At 54.3% G+C, this 13,612-nt stretch carries 10 protein-coding genes, 2 pseudogenes and 1 riboswitch; of the genes and pseudogenes, 9 read left to right on the forward strand and 3 right to left on the reverse strand.

Annotated elements, in window-relative coordinates; translation table 11 throughout:
* Nucleotides 1-11 precede the first annotated feature (11 nt).
* The 3 genes from QPJ95_RS17510 to QPJ95_RS17520 are packed head-to-tail and all read left to right on the forward strand — an operon-like array spanning nucleotide 12 to nucleotide 3,821.
* Nucleotides 12-299 carry a sarcosine oxidase subunit delta gene (locus QPJ95_RS17510; protein WP_270920888.1) on the forward strand — a complete coding sequence of 96 codons (288 nt, stop codon included), beginning with the start codon at nucleotides 12-14 and terminating at the stop codon, nucleotides 297-299.
* Nucleotides 296-3,253 (forward strand): sarcosine oxidase subunit alpha family protein, encoded by a 2,958-nt coding sequence (locus QPJ95_RS17515; protein ID WP_270920889.1) that lies wholly within the window; start codon nucleotides 296-298, stop codon nucleotides 3,251-3,253. Before QPJ95_RS17510 ends, QPJ95_RS17515 begins: the two co-directional genes overlap by 4 nt.
* Nucleotides 3,246-3,821: a sarcosine oxidase subunit gamma gene (locus QPJ95_RS17520; RefSeq protein WP_270920890.1), complete on the forward strand. Its 576-nt coding sequence runs from the start codon at nucleotides 3,246-3,248 to the stop codon at nucleotides 3,819-3,821. Before QPJ95_RS17515 ends, QPJ95_RS17520 begins: the two co-directional genes overlap by 8 nt.
* A gap of 106 nt (nucleotides 3,822-3,927) precedes the next feature.
* Here QPJ95_RS17520 and QPJ95_RS17525 read toward each other — a convergent pair.
* Both QPJ95_RS17525 and QPJ95_RS17530 read right to left on the reverse strand, forming a co-directional pair.
* A pseudogene (locus QPJ95_RS17525) lies at nucleotides 3,928-4,057 on the reverse strand (IS5/IS1182 family transposase); the annotation flags it as partial.
* Nucleotides 4,058-4,294: 237 nt separating this feature from the next.
* Complete coding sequence (locus QPJ95_RS17530; protein WP_270920891.1) at nucleotides 4,295-4,525, reverse strand: hypothetical protein; 231 nt, start codon at nucleotides 4,523-4,525, stop codon at nucleotides 4,295-4,297.
* A 277-nt stretch (nucleotides 4,526-4,802) separates the two neighbouring features.
* Here QPJ95_RS17530 and QPJ95_RS17535 point away from each other — a divergent pair.
* Nucleotides 4,803-5,890 (forward strand): IS3 family transposase gene (locus QPJ95_RS17535; protein ID WP_286018159.1). Its coding sequence is split into 2 segments (ribosomal slippage): nucleotides 4,803-5,064 and nucleotides 5,064-5,890, totalling 1,089 coding nucleotides; the frame shifts between segments, so codons are not numbered across the junction.
* A 267-nt stretch (nucleotides 5,891-6,157) separates the two neighbouring features.
* Here the strand turns inward: QPJ95_RS17535 and QPJ95_RS17540 are convergent.
* A pseudogene (locus QPJ95_RS17540) lies at nucleotides 6,158-6,953 on the reverse strand (IS5 family transposase).
* A gap of 1,270 nt (nucleotides 6,954-8,223) precedes the next feature.
* On the opposite strand from QPJ95_RS17540, the gene QPJ95_RS17545 reads away from it, so the two are divergent.
* The 5 genes from QPJ95_RS17545 to QPJ95_RS17565 all read left to right on the forward strand — a co-directional run bounded on the left by QPJ95_RS17545 (nucleotide 8,224) and on the right by QPJ95_RS17565 (nucleotide 13,556).
* Nucleotides 8,224-9,327 carry a hypothetical protein gene (locus tag QPJ95_RS17545; RefSeq protein WP_270921253.1) on the forward strand — a complete coding sequence of 368 codons (1,104 nt, stop codon included), beginning with the start codon at nucleotides 8,224-8,226 and terminating at the stop codon, nucleotides 9,325-9,327.
* 403 nt (nucleotides 9,328-9,730) lie between these two features.
* On the forward strand, nucleotides 9,731-10,891 hold the full coding sequence (locus tag QPJ95_RS17550; protein ID WP_286018160.1) for an IS30 family transposase: 1,161 nt from the start codon (nucleotides 9,731-9,733) through the stop codon (nucleotides 10,889-10,891).
* A 199-nt stretch (nucleotides 10,892-11,090) separates the two neighbouring features.
* Nucleotides 11,091-11,310: riboswitch (cobalamin riboswitch) on the forward strand.
* 103 nt (nucleotides 11,311-11,413) lie between these two features.
* A complete protein-coding gene (locus QPJ95_RS17555) occupies nucleotides 11,414-11,818 on the forward strand; it encodes a DUF1636 domain-containing protein (RefSeq protein ID WP_270921237.1) in 405 nt (134 codons plus the stop codon).
* On the forward strand, nucleotides 11,815-12,612 hold the full coding sequence (locus tag QPJ95_RS17560; protein ID WP_270921236.1) for an ABC transporter ATP-binding protein: 798 nt from the start codon (nucleotides 11,815-11,817) through the stop codon (nucleotides 12,610-12,612). Before QPJ95_RS17555 ends, QPJ95_RS17560 begins: the two co-directional genes overlap by 4 nt.
* Nucleotides 12,609-13,556 carry an ABC transporter substrate-binding protein gene (locus QPJ95_RS17565; RefSeq protein ID WP_270921235.1) on the forward strand — a complete coding sequence of 316 codons (948 nt, stop codon included), beginning with the start codon at nucleotides 12,609-12,611 and terminating at the stop codon, nucleotides 13,554-13,556. Before QPJ95_RS17560 ends, QPJ95_RS17565 begins: the two co-directional genes overlap by 4 nt.
* The last annotated feature ends 56 nt before the right edge of the window (nucleotides 13,557-13,612 follow it).

Below are 13,612 nucleotides of genomic sequence, written 5' to 3' on the forward strand. Positions count from 1 at the left end.
AGAGAAATTATATGATCATTCCTCACCCTTTACTGGGCCCGCGAGATGCGCAGGAGTTTACCTATCTCGGTGATGCCAGCCTGATTGATCGCCCGGATTGGCAAAGTGAAAACGCCATGCAAGAATTTCATGACTACCTCTACCTGCGTGAAAACCCGGCGGGCCAGCATCGTGAGCTTTGGTTTCATGAGCAAGGGGATCGGTCCTGGTTGGTGGTCACCCGCAATACGGTGACCCACGAAATCACACAGGTAGAGCTGGCAAGCGATGTTGCCCGCGCACAGGGGCGCGGCAGATGACACAAGTGAACCGGCTGAGCGGTGGTCGACTGGACCGCAAAAAAACGCTGTCTTTCTCGTTTAATGGTAAAACTTATAAAGGGTATCAGGGAGATACCCTGGCTTCGGCATTGCTGGCCAATGATGTTCGTTTGGTTGGTCGTTCGTTCAAGTATCACCGCCCACGGGGTATCTTTTCCGCTGGATCGGAAGAACCAAATGCCTTGGTTGAACTGGGCAGTGGCGCGAGGCAGGACCCTAATACCCGGGCCACAACGGCAGAATTGTTTGACGGGCTGACAGCACGGTCGCAAAACCACTGGCCATCGTTGAAATATGACCTGCTGGCTGTGAACGACCGGTTGTCCGACTTCCTGACGGCGGGTTTCTATTACAAGACGTTCACCTGGCCTGCAGCCTTTTGGGAAAAGCTATACGAGCCGATCATCCGACGGGCTGCCGGGTTGGGTAGCTTATCGATGCAGGACGACCCCGACCTTTATGACAAAGGGTTCCTGCACTGCGATCTGTTGGTGATTGGCGCAGGCCCAGCCGGGCTGGCGGCTGCGCTGACAGCAGGGCGCGCTGGAGCGAGCGTTCTGCTTGCTGAGGAGGATTTTCTGCTTGGTGGTCGCCTAATTGCCGAGGATATGGCGCTTGGTGATGGTCCAGCCGCACTTTGGGTTGCAAAGGTCCAAGCTGAGTTGAGCGGCATGGACAATGTTCGCATCCTGCTGCGCACAACTGTGAATGGGGCCTACGACCACGGTGTCTACAGCGCCTTAATGCGGGTGTCGGACCATATGGCGTCGCCTGAACCGGGGAAACCGCGCCAGATTCTATGGCGGATCTATTCCAAACAGGCTCTGGTTTGCACCGGTGCCATTGAACGTCCCATTGCGTTTAAAAACAATGATCGCCCTGGTGTCATGTTGGGCGGCGCAGTGCGTGCATACGCTAACAGGTGGGCGGTGACCCCTGCGCAATCGGTCGTGGTCTTTACAAACAACGATGATGGTCACCGCACAGCTAAGGTCCTGCAAAGCAAAGGTATTTCAGTTCCAGCGGTCATTGATATACGCCAAGACGCGCCAAACATTTCCGGTGCGGAGGTCTTGGCCGGAGCCCAGGTGATCGACAGCAGTGGACGCAGCGGTTTGAAATCGATCAAGGCCCGTTTGGCAAATGGTGAGATCCGCAGTTTCGCCTGCGGGGCATTGGCCGTCAGCGGTGGTTGGAACCCTAACCTTAGCCTCACCTGTCACCAACGGTCTCGTCCAGAATGGCGTGAGGACATTGCCAGCTTTGTCCCAGGGCGGGACTTGCCGCCCGGTCAACTGGTTGCAGGGGCTGCTAGAGGTGATTTTTCAACTTCACTGGCGTTGCAAGGGGGCGTGAATGCAGCACTGAAGGCGTTGAAAAACATTGGTCTGACCGGGCGGGAAATTGAGCTCCCCAAGGCCGAGGATGTTGACCTATCCCTGACGCCATTCTGGCACGTCAACGGTGCCAAAGGCCGGGCTTGGATTGACCTGCAAAATGATGTGACCGTCAAAGACGTGACATTGGCCCATCAAGAAGGTTTCCGGTCGGTCGAACATCTGAAGCGCTACACGACATTGGGCATGGCCACGGATCAGGGAAAGACCTCTAATATGGGAGGGTTGGCTGTGATGGCAGAGTTGACCGGTAAAGCCATACCCGAAACCGGAACTACCATGTTTCGGCCACCCTATACACCCGTTGCCCTTGGGGCATTGGCAGGACGATCAGTCGGCAAAGATTTTCATCCCACTCGTAAAACACCGAGCCATAAATGGGCTGAAGAGCAAGGCGCTGTCTTCGTCGAAACTGGGAATTGGTTGCGGGCACAGTGGTTTCCACAGCCGGGAGAAGCCCACTGGCGGCAATCAGTTGATCGCGAAGCCCTAGCGGTTCGTAAATCTGTGGGTGTCTGCGATGTGACGACCTTGGGCAAAATTGATGTCCAAGGCAGTGATGCTGCAACTTTTCTGAACAAGATTTACGCCAACGGCTTTGCCAAACTGCCGGTGGGGAAAGTACGGTACGGGATCATGCTGCGCGAAGATGGCATCGCTTATGACGACGGTACCGCCGCACGTTTTGCCGAAGACCACTTTGTGGTCACAACCACCACAGCAAATGCGGTACTGGTCTATCGCAACATGGAATTCGCCAGACAATGCCTGTGGCCTGACCTGGATGTACAACTGATTTCTACAACCGAAGCCTGGGCGCAATATGCAGTCGCAGGTCCTAAGTCACGCAAGTTGTTGAAAAAAGTAATCGACCCCGAGCACGATATTTCTAACGAGGCCTTTCCCTTCATGGCGTGCAGGGAAATCACGATCTGCGGGGGGCTGCGGGCGCGCCTGTTTCGGATCTCGTTTTCAGGTGAACTTGCCTACGAGTTGGCGGTCCCGACCCGGTTTGGGGAAGCGTTGATCCGCAGACTAATGGAAGCAGGCGCCGAATTTGGTGTGGTACCTTATGGCACAGAGGCGCTCGGCGTGTTGCGGGTAGAAAAAGGCCACGCTGCCGGAGCGGAGCTGAATGGCACCACCACGGCCTTGAACCTGGGCCTTGGTCGCATGGTGTCGAAGAAAAAAGACTTCATCGGTGCAACGCTGAGCAGGCGCGATGGTTTGAATGGAGATGATCAGTTGATCTTGGTGGGGTTTCGGCCGGTGTCTAAGGGCGAAGTTCTTGTTTCTGGCATGCACCTGATGACCAGCAACGCTTCGGTCAACGCTAGTAATAGCCAAGGTTATCTTACCTCAGCCATCCATTCACCAAATCTGGGGCACTCCATTGGACTAGGTTTTCTGAAGAATGGTCACGGTCGGCTGGGCGAAACGTTACGGGCCGTAAACCCCTTGGAGGCAGGTGAAGTTGCCGTCGAAGTTCTCTCCCCTCATTTTATTGATCCAGAAGGAGAACGGCTCCGTGACTGATTTGCAAATGATGACGCCAATGGGTAATACAACGCCCACTGTGGAACACTATGGTAGCACCTGTATCGCCGAACATTGTGGCATAGAGCTCGTGTCTCTGGCCGCACGTCGGGGTCAGACAGAGACGTTACAAGACTATGTAGAAAAAGAGTTGGGAGTGCGCCTTCCCAAGGTCGGGGGATCAGTCACCGGAACTGATGTCAGTGCTTGGTGGACTGGACCTGACCAATGGATGATTGAGGCCCGTTGGGACATCAAATTGGCACTTACCGGTCGGGTCGCACAAGTGATCGGCAAGTTGGGCTCTGTTGTTGATCAGAGTGATGGATGGGTCCGGTATGACATAAGCGGGCCTGATGTAATTTCCATGTTTGAGAAGTTGACGGCAATCGACGTCCAAATGATGCAATCGGGGACGGTTGTGCGGTCAGCTATTCACCATATCGGCTGCTTTATCCGTTGTGAGACCGCCGGAGACGACTACTCCGTTTATGGACCGAGATCATCTGCAGACAGCCTGCATGAAGCGCTGGTCGGAACTGCGTTGGCGAATTTTCCGACTGAATAGCAACCGGCACATTTGTGATGACTTGCGCCAATGGCCGACGTGCGGACGCATTGGCGTTGTTGCAGAACAGACGCCTGAGGGGTGACTTCCCCTTTCCCCATAGAGTTCAACCCACGCGAACGATCTCGGCCGTGCCGAGGGCCGAGAAGCGGTTCAACAAGGCGATGCGGATGTGGATTTCGGCGGTCCGGGTCTCGCGCCATGATGCGCTCGCCGAATGTTTTGAGGCATCGCATCCACTGCCCGGCAGTGGTTTGCCTGCAAACCATGAGAGGGTGGCTTCGACGCGACTTCGAGTAGATGTGAATGCCTGCGATTGAGTCTTTACTACCTCAGCCTCAGCCTCAGGCATTCAGCAGATCAGCTTCCGCACCAAAGCGCAGGAAAGCAAAAAAATACGAAAAAAAGTTAATGCAGTTAAGGCGGTCCGGTGACGCTGGAGCTGTCGATTGGTGTTAACCCAGCCCTGTTGCTCAGAGATCCGTCTCGCGAAACATATGGGCAACCGTGTGCTTCAACTGCAGGTCAAGAACCACCTTGTAGCGTTGCTGGAAATCCGGGGAGTTCACGATCCGGCTGACCTGCCAGCGGGAATAACCTGTCGCCTCGGCGCAATTATACAGCTTGCCGCCGGGGTGCTGCACCATCCATAGCAGCACCGCCTGATGACGGCGCTGCCAGGCAGGGTATTGACCCTTAGTCATCGACTAATCCAAGCTCGATTAGACGTTTGTCCGACTCACCATAGCTGTTGGAAAAGAGGCCTTCGCTTAACCCGGCTGATCGCAAAGAGAGGTAAGCTTGAAGTTCCTTTGGGATCTGACGATCGTTATCTATCTTATAACCTGAAAGATCACAGCGCACTATATATAGTAATTGAAGTATGCAGATGCCTTTCTCAGAGGTGATGAGGTAATCCCCCCCGAAACTAAGGGGATGTGGAAGTAGAATTTTCTCGGCAGAATGCATGAGGAGATTTTGATGAAGATGACGAGATATAGCGAACCCCAAATTCTTGCGATCCTACGCCAAGCCGAAGGCGGTGTGCCTGTAACGGAGCTGTGCCGCGAGCACGGGATGAGCAACGCGTCGTTCTACAAATGGCGATCAAAATACGGTGGTATGGACGCGTCGATGATCAGCCAAATGAAGGCGCTTGAAGACGAGAACCGGCGGCTGAAAAAGATGTATGCCGAGATGAGCATGCAAGCAGAATTACTGAAGGAAGCCCTGGGAAAAAAGTGATCCGGCCAGCCTTGCGACGGGGTCTGGCCGAGAAAGCGGTGGCGCGCCACGGTATCAGCATTGCGCTGGCCTGCCGCACGTTTGATGTCAGTGAGACGTGCTATCGTTACAGCCCGCTCTTGAGCGATGAGAACGAAGAGATTGCCGATCTGCTGGTTGGGCTGACGGCCGCACGGAAGACTTGGGGGTTTGGGCTATGTTTCCTGCATCTACGTAACGTGCAAGGTCATTCGTGGAACCACAAAAGGGTTTACCGGATTTACTGCGAACTGGAACTGAACTTGCGGATCAAACCTCGGAAACGGTTAAAGCGGGACAAACCCGATGCGCTGGCAGTGCCGGACGCCCCGAACATGACCTGGTCGATGGACTTCATGGCGGATCGCCTCGGGGATGGTCGGGCGTTTCGGCTCTTGAACGTGCTGGATGATTTTAACCGCGAGGGTTTGGGCATCGAGGTCGATTTTTCTTTGCCAGCCGAACGGGTTATTCGCAGCCTTAATCGGATCATTGAATGGCGTGGGAAACCAGGAACCATTCGGGTCGATAATGGGCCGGAGTACATCAGTGGTAAGCTGCTGGAATGGGCTGAGAAACAAGGTATTATCATCCAGTACATTCAACCCGGAAAGCCGCAGCAGAACGCTTACATCGAGCGCTATAATCGCACCGTCAGGCATGAATGGTTGGACCAACATATCATCGAAAACATAGAGGAGGCACAGGACTTTGCCACACAATGGCTATGGACTTACAATAATGACCGCCCGAATATGGGCCTCGGCGGCATCACACCCGCAATGAAACTGAAAATGGCCGCGTAAATTCTACGACCGCCCCCTGTTAAAAATGGGGGGATTACCATGAGATTGCGCAGCTTCTCGGGCGTGGTGCATACTAGATAAGCAATCTCGTCAATTTCCATTGCGTAGTTTTCATGGAAGGCCAGGATGGGAATTAATTCCATAACTGTTAGCCCTTTTAGCTTATTATCACTATGATTAGTCATCTGATTTCTCCTTCAATTAGTCACTGTCGGTGACTTGAAGCTGGGTGAATTTTTCCCCCAGCAGATCTTCTAGGCTCAGGACTCATAACCAGAAGATCACGGTTGCTGCGAGAGCGATGGCGGACAGGAAGACCTTCGGGCATCGGTCATAACGGGTAGCCACGCGCCGCCAGTCTTTCAGGCGACCAAACATGATCTCAATCCGGTTACGTCTTTTGTAACGACGCTTGTCGTACTTGATGGTTTTGTCTCGCGACTTTCGTCCAGGGATGCAGGGCGTTATTCCCATATCTACAGGGGCCTCTCGGAACCAATCCGCGTCATATCCGCGATCTCCCAATAGCCAGTCGGCCGCTGGCAGACTATTCACCAGAGCTCTTGCCCCAGTGTAATCGCTAACCTGACCGGCGGTCAGGAAGAACTGGATCGGCCGCCCAATCGCGTCCACTGCCCGGCAGTGGTTTGCCTGCAAACCATGAGAGGGGGCACGGCATGCAACTTCGTGTTCATACCGCCCTTGGTACGTCCGATCAGACGTCCACGCCCCCTTTTTTTACCCGCAGGCTGGAGGCCGTGCGATGTGCCTTGAGGTAAGTTGCGTCAATTGAGATCGTCTTGTTGTCAGGAACCTCGGCTGCCAGCCCCATCATAATCCGCGCGAACACCCCCATGTCGCTCCACCGTTTCCAGCGGTTGTAGAGCGTCTTGTGTGGACCATACTCCTTGGGCGCATCACACCAACGCAACCCATTGCGATTGATGAAAATAATACCACTTAACACTCGGCAATCATCGACCCGTGGCACGCCATGACTCTTCGGAAAATAGGGCCGAAGCCGTGCCATCTGATCTTCGCTCAGCCAGAAAAGATTACTCATAAAACCCCCGTAATTTGGGGCCTTGAATCATGCAGAACAGATAGCCTCAAGCAGATTAATGGGTCCTGAGCCTAGGGCAGCCTCCCAGACAGTGTAGACTTGGTGCGTTTTGATCCTGTTCGGAGAAGGAAGCCGGGCCATCACGCGCGCTCCTGCGGAAGCGGACCGGAGGTGTTTTGGTATAGCTGGGCCGCCTCCCAAACCTCCACATCCTCCTCGCGATAGAGTACCCTCGCTCCGATCTTCAGGAAGCGCGGCCCCTTGCCCAGCCAGCGGCCGCTGCTCCAGCGTCCGGGGCGACATCTGCCACCGCGCCGCCAATTGCTCTTGTGTCATTTTGCTCATAAGGCCTCTCATTTCTTCACCAGCAGTCGAGTGAGTTCGACTGACTTGTGGTATGAATGGTGCGCTTCTTTTGGGCCGAATTCTGTCGTTAGCGGCGAAAAAGGTGTGACACTGGTGGTCCGTAAAGCTTTGATATTATTCCATGGTGTCGGAGAATGTGTGACCTTGGAAAAATTGTTCGGGTCGTTGACTGATCCAGTCGGCGTGAACGGCCCCTTGCCGACCTTGGTACAATTTTCGCCTAACGACCGCTCCCAGACTCATACCAGAAACGGTGTTTTGACGGGCCGGGAAAAAAGCGGACTTTGGTCGTCTGGTCGGGGAAGCTATGTTGCGGTTGGCAGGGCGGCCGGGATGTTGATTTGCGCAGTCGGTAAACTCCCCAGCCTGGACCCGCCTTCGACACTGCGTTCAGTCAGCGCCAACAGAGCTTTGGGCCTGACTGCCAGGCGCTGAGCATGGTTAATTCTTGATCTTCGCGGTGACCTTGGTTGCAGTGGGTCTCTGTGCGTTGATGTGGGCATCTGACAAAGAATGGGCACCGAAACCGCGCCTGATTATCCCTCGATAAGTAGTTTACTTATTCACGAGTTGGCAACTTTCGGTCCTTAGGGGGCAGTTGGACGATTTCTCGGCGCCCTGAGGGGCAAGGACCTATTACTGCAAAAAACCATTTATTCATGCAGCCATGCTGGCTTTTTCCTGCATGGCCCCAACGGTTGGGCTGGGATTTACGGCGGCCGATGATGCAAGTCACACCATGTCGATTGGCAGTAACTGCGGTTTTCATGGTTATGTCGATAGTGGTTTTGAACAGGCTTTTTCGGAAATGTCCGACACTGGCCTCGGGCTATCGGCCTTCGCTGGGGGAGGTTACCTATTTGGGGGCGGTTTAATTACCGGGAGCCCAATAACGGTAAGCAATTTGGCCAATTGCCTTGGGACGGCCGAAAGCAATATTTCAGGACTGACGCAGGATGGCGTTGATGGTACATTTGCAAGTGAAACCTATATAGGGTTTTCGTTCAGTCTGGCCACAGCCACCAGCCATCTCAGCGTCGGCACCCACACATTTGACACGACTGGATATAGTTTTATCGCCGGGAATACCACGGTAGAAGAGACTAAGAAGACCATCGCGCGCTTTATGTATGGCCGTGCCAACCAGTTGATTGCCAATCAGCCAGATTTGACGGGCTTTCTGAGTGGCACCGTCATCGGCGCCCTGGATGCGCATGTGACGCGGGGCTTTGGCAATTTCAATCTGGCGACAGGTGCCGACTACCCCGTCTGGTTCCAGCTCAAAGGGGCCTGGTCAAAGGATGGCAACACCAACAGCAGCGCTGCCTTTGGCGTCCTCGGCAGCCATCGCAACATTAGCGAGACAGTCCTGCTTGGTGCCATGCTGCAGTTTGACCATCTGTCACAGGATGACGGTGTTTTGACGGCAGAGGGCAATGGCTGGCTCGCGGGGCCTTATGTTGTGGCCAAGATGGCAGATCAGCCGCTCTTCCTGGAGGCCCGTTTGCTTTATGGTCAATCCTCCAACACGGTGTCTCCCTTTGGCACCTATGCGGATAATTTTGACACCACACGCCTGCTGACTCAGATAAAAGTGACCGGGAGCTATGAGCAGGGTCGCACTCGTCTTAGCCCCTATCTGAATGCGGCTTATGCGGCGGATGAACAGGAAGCCTACCAGGATAGCTTGGGCAATCTTGTACCGCTGCAAAAGATTGAACTGATGCAGATCGCTGTTGGTCTGGATGTGGCCCAGCCAGTACTGTTGAAAAGCGGTGATTTGGAGCTACGCGCCGGGATCTCAGGCATCTGGTCGAACACCGGTGGCACCGAGGTCGCAGGGACTGTCCTGCCGGGCTATGCCGGTTGGCGGTCCAAGGTAAACCTTGGCCTGAATTATGTGAGCAACAACAGCGGAACCTTTACCGTGTCGACCTTTCTGGATGGTCTGGGGGCAGAGGGTTATGAGAGTTCTGGCCTCAATCTGGGCTATAGTCTCGCGTTCTAGACGCGGCAGCACCATCCGCTCTCTGCCGCCTTCACACCCCGCGTCCAAACCCGGATTGTGACAGGTCGCAGAGAGCGAAAGACGTTCTAGTATAACGCGGCCCCACTGAGGACACTGGGGCCGCGTTTGTTGTTTCGAAGGTGTCACATAAATCGAACCGAATGCAGCCTCTACCGACCAACAGATGGACACGAGCCTGCCTATCGCGCGTTCCGGCCTCGCAAGTCCACCTTCCGCAACCGAAGGATCACTGTCCGCTTCGACGCATCCGAGAGAATGTGCAAAACGCACTGCCTGCGTATAACTGCCGTTGGCGCTGACTGCGGCGAATGCCCGCAATCCGCGGCGGTTTCAACGGGTCGACGCAACACTTTAGTCTTTAGCCAAAGATGGAGTGTAAGCCATGAAGTATCGTCGCCGAGTATTTTTCACGGATAAGCAGAAGTCAGAAATCTGGGATCGATGGCAGCGCGGAGAGTCGATGAGTTCGATTGGACGTGGTTTTGATCGCGCATCATCATCGATTTATCCCCTCCTTGCGCGCACAGGCGGCATCCGTCCACCGGACCGCATGAGGTCGCGCCTCGCTCTGACCCTGATCGACCGAGAAGAGATATCCAGAGGCCTGCGTGCGAAGGTGTCGTTGCGTTCAATAGCCCGAACCCTGAAACGACCAGCGTCCACAATCAGCCGCGAAGTTGGGCGCAATGGCGGCGTTCAAAACTACCGTGCAACAGCTTCAGATGCAGCGGCGTGGGACCGTGCCCACCGCCTAAAGCCCTGCAAGTTGGAAGGCAATATCTATCTCTACCGCGCGATATCGGCCAAGCTGACGCGTAAATGGTCCCCGCAACAAATCGCAGGCTGGCTGATGCGCGAACATCCCAATGAGGAGGGTAAACGGGTCTCCCATGAGACGATCTACCGAAGCCTATTTATCCAGGCACGCAATGTACTTAAGAAAGAATTGCTGTCGCACTTGCGGGCGACGCGATCCATTCGTCGCTCTCGCCACGCCACCATGAAGCGCAGCGGCCTTTGCCAAATCAAGGACACTATATCGATCCGACAAAGGCCGGCGGATGTGGAAGACCGTGCCGTTCCAGGACACTGGGAAGGCGATTTGATCGCCGGTTCTGGCAACAGCTTCATTGCCACGTTGGTCGAGCGACATACGCGTTATGTGATGCTGGCCAAGGTTGGCAGCAAAGACAGTCACAGCGTTGTTCAGGCGCTGATCAAGCAAGCTCACAAACTACCAAAAGAACTCTACCGTTCACTGACATGGGATCGTGGAAGCGAGATGGCGGGGCACAAAAATTTTACCTTGGCGACTGATATCGACGTCTATTTCTGTGATCCACGATCACCGTGGCAACGCGGCACGAACGAAAATACCAACCGTTTGCTGCGACAGTACTTCCCAAGGGGCACAGATTTGTCGATACATAGTCAAGCAAAGCTGAGTGCCGTCGCAAGACAGCTCAATGAACGACCTCGAAAAACGCTAGGATATGAGACACCAGCCGAGCGTTTCAATGCATGTGTTGCATCGACCCGTTGAAACCGCCGCTGGAACCGACCATTAGACGCGATCGCCACCAACGGCAGCAATGCGCAGTAAGTGACCGTTGCAAAGTCGAAGCGTCATGCGTCACGAGAGTACATGAACGGCCCTTAACTGCCGTTGGAACTTGGCGCAGTGAATTCACACTTTCAGCTCAAAGAGACGAGCAGAGCTCTTGACGTTTTGAATTTTTTGCCGGACATGTCGCATTGATGGTTTCCGGAAGACGAATGTGATTCCGGAATGAAATGGGAATACGGTGAGGAATAGCCAACAGGCGCCGAATCCGTAACTGCCCCCGCAACTGTAAGTGGCGAGCAAACCCGGTGAACACCACTGAACGCACAAGCGTTTGGGAAGGTTCGGGCAAGCGATAACCCACGAGTCAGGAGACCTGCCATCAATGATGCAACTTTAACCCGGGCGGGGTGTCCGGACAGGAGGCCATGATGGCTTTACGGATTAATCCGTTCGGAAATACATGTCTGAATTATACCCCGCGCTTTCGCGGAGGGCGACATGGGATCACCAACACACAAAATTACAATATGCACCTCATGCAAACATAAGGGCACCCAATGCAGGCCCGGCTATGAATTGATTGCGCAGTTGCAAGCGGCCATTTCTGCCGCGGGAGATGCCGTCTCCGAAGAGTTCGGGGTGTCAGGCGTTGCCTATATGGCGGGCTGTGAGCGGCCCTGTACGGTTGCCTATCATGGGACCCGTAAAGCGACGTTTCTGTTCGGCGACATTGCCCCTGACGAGGACATCGACGACTTGGTCGTCTTTGCCCGCCAGTATGCGGAGCAGGGAGATGGCTGGTACTCATCAGTTGATCGCCCGGGAAAACTGCGCAATTGCACACTCGCCCGTGTTCCAGCGGCAATCATTGCGTTGGAATACAGCGCAGTGCGTCTGTCATGAATGCCGCTGATCTCATCGCTGAAAACCTCAGTTGGGGTCCACGCAAAAATCAACCGCTCCTGCTGCATCCCACCAGTTTTGAGGTAAACGCTGGGCAGGTTTTGGGGGTGGTTGGCCCCAATGGCGCAGGAAAATCTACCCTATTGCGGATGATTTATCGCTACCACACCCCCTCATCGGGACACATCCATGTTGATGGGCAGGATATATGGGCCATGCCACCGCGTGCCGCAGCTCGCAAGGTTGCCGCCGTATTGCAGGAGCAGCCAACGTCCTTTGGTTTGACCGTGCGGGAAGTCGTGGCATTGGGCCGCACACCGCATCGATTGGGATATTCGACACTTGGCGCGCAAGACGCAGAGATCGTGGATGAGGCGCTTTCACGACTCGACCTGCAAAGCCTTTCTTTCCGTGATTTGTTGACCTTATCGGGCGGCGAGCGGCAAAGGGTAATGGTGGCGCGAGCCCTGGCGCAACAGCCGCAAGTTCTGGTGTTGGATGAACCAACAAACCATCTTGATATCCGCCATCAGCTAGAGGTCCTGGCACTGATCCGGGAACTCGACCTGACCATTGTTGTCTCGCTACACGACTTGAATATGGCATCGCAGATCTGTGACCGAATTTTGCTTTTGGAGAATGGTCACACCATGGGTTTCGGCCTTCCTGAAACGGTGCTGACAGAGGCAAAGGTTTCAGATGCGTTTCGTATTGATGCCCGCCGCGAATACCTGCGCCCAAGTAATACACAACATCTTTCATTCCACCTACCTGATCAACGGGGCACCCTATGAAACTTACATATACAACACTCGCGTCCGCGATGATGGCAACACTTCTGGCCACCAGTGCGCTTGCTGAGATCACAGTGCAAAGCTGTAACCGTGAGGTTACTTTTGATACGCCTCCACAGGCCGCAATCTCTAATGACGTGAATCTGACCGAGATGATGCTGGTGCTGGGCCTTGCGGATCGGATGGTCGGCTATACGGGTATTTCGGGCTGGAAAACCCTGGATGAAACCATGACCGCAGGCGTTGAAGAGCTACCTGAACTATCATCCAAATATCCAAGCAAAGAAGTGTTGATCGGTGCCGACGCTGACTTCTATTTTGCGGGTTGGAGTTACGGCATGAAGGTTGGTGGCGAAGTCACGCCAGAGACCCTCGCGCCCTTTGGAATTGATGTTTATGAGCTGACGGAAAGCTGCATTCACATTGGTGAGAAAGAGGCCGTCAGCATGAATGACATGTATAATGACATCTTGAATTTGGGTCTGATATTTGACGTCAGCGAGACTGCCGAAGCGCTTGTTTCCGGATACCGAGAAGACCTTGCCCAGTTCTCTGCTGGTCTGACGCCTTTGGCGCAAGCACCCCGTGTGTTTGTTTATGACAGTGGTGAAGATGTGCCTTTTACGGCAGGGCGTTATGCGATGCCAACTGCCCTAATTGAAGCCGCAGGCGGCATCAACGTCATGAATGATTTGGAAAAAAGTTGGTCAACCATCGGCTGGGAAGCAGTGGTCGAACGCAACCCCGAAGTCATTGTCATCGTAAACTACGGCGATGTAACTGCCGAAGAAAAACGCGCATTCATGATGTCGAACCCAGCCTTTGCAAACATTGATGCCGTCAAAAACGACCGCTTTGTAACTCTGGAATATGTAGAGGCAACCCCAGGTCCGCGCAACATTACTGCTGTAAAGACACTTTCAGCCGCATTCCGGACTGAGTGATGACTGTGGAGAGGGCAAGACAGCCACAGAAAACATATTGGACGGGCTTTCGCTGC

The sequence above is a fragment of the Parasedimentitalea psychrophila genome (assembly GCF_030285785.1).
In the GTDB taxonomy this organism is placed as follows: domain Bacteria; phylum Pseudomonadota; class Alphaproteobacteria; order Rhodobacterales; family Rhodobacteraceae; genus Parasedimentitalea; species Parasedimentitalea psychrophila.

Bases quoted from the DNA above. Each gene is read 5' to 3' on its own strand.
- QPJ95_RS17510 (WP_270920888.1), top strand. From the start codon at position 12: ATGATCATTCCTCACCCTTTACTGGGCCCGCGAGATGCGCAGGAGTTT.
- QPJ95_RS17515 (WP_270920889.1), top strand. From the start codon at position 296: ATGACACAAGTGAACCGGCTGAGCGGTGGTCGACTGGACCGCAAAAAA.
- QPJ95_RS17530 (WP_270920891.1), bottom strand. From the start codon at position 4,525: ATGACTAAGGGTCAATACCCTGCCTGGCAGCGCCGTCATCAGGCGGTG.
- QPJ95_RS17550 (WP_286018160.1), top strand. From the start codon at position 9,731: ATGAAGTATCGTCGCCGAGTATTTTTCACGGATAAGCAGAAGTCAGAA.
- QPJ95_RS17555 (WP_270921237.1), top strand. From the start codon at position 11,414: ATGGGATCACCAACACACAAAATTACAATATGCACCTCATGCAAACAT.
- QPJ95_RS17560 (WP_270921236.1), top strand. From the start codon at position 11,815: ATGAATGCCGCTGATCTCATCGCTGAAAACCTCAGTTGGGGTCCACGC.
- QPJ95_RS17565 (WP_270921235.1), top strand. From the start codon at position 12,609: ATGAAACTTACATATACAACACTCGCGTCCGCGATGATGGCAACACTT.